This window comes from Vibrio sp. 1249-1 (genome assembly GCF_033340495.1).
This window is the reverse complement of sequence record NZ_JAWOWJ010000864.1, coordinates 1-583: the sequence shown is the minus strand read 5'-3', so window position 1 is coordinate 583 and position 583 is coordinate 1. Positions and strand designations below refer to the sequence as shown.

Genomic DNA, 583 nt, shown 5'->3' with positions numbered 1-583 from the left:
ACAATTTTGTAGAAATAGGCAAGTAATTTACAGAAATCGACCTACAACACGACAAAAAGTCGTACTAATATGCACGTATTCAATCTCCTCAACTGGAAACAAGAGGTCTGCAATGAACTTTTCTTATGTCAACCCAACCAAAATTTTCTTTGGCCAACAACAAATCGCAGCAATCAAAGACGCGATCCCAGCGGATCAAAAGGTCTTGGTGATTTACGGTGGTGGCTCAATCAAAAAGAACGGCGTATACGACCAAGTAGCAGAAGCACTCACTGGCCACGAATGGTCTGAGTTTTCTGGTGTAGAACCAAACCCAACAAAAGAAACATTGGATAAAGCGGTCGCTATCGTAAAAGATCAAAACATCGACTTTATTCTTGCTGTTGGTGGTGGTTCGGTTATCGACGGTTCTAAATACGTTGCGGCAGCATCAAAGTACGATGGTGACGGCTGGGACATTATGATCGGTAAGCATCAAGTTACAGAAGCAACACCGCTTGCGGCTATCCTAACGCTACCTGCAACTGGTTCAGAATCCAACATGGGTGCTGTGATTACAAAAGCAGAAACTCAAGACAAACTG

The 583-nt window shown here is 43.2% G+C and carries 1 protein-coding gene; it reads left to right on the top strand.

The window, feature by feature from the left end; all coding sequences use genetic code 11:
- Positions 1 to 112: 112 nt before the first annotated feature.
- A partial coding sequence (locus R7Z50_RS29350) for an iron-containing alcohol dehydrogenase (RefSeq protein WP_318149996.1) occupies positions 113 to 583 on the top strand: 471 nt, incomplete at its 3' end.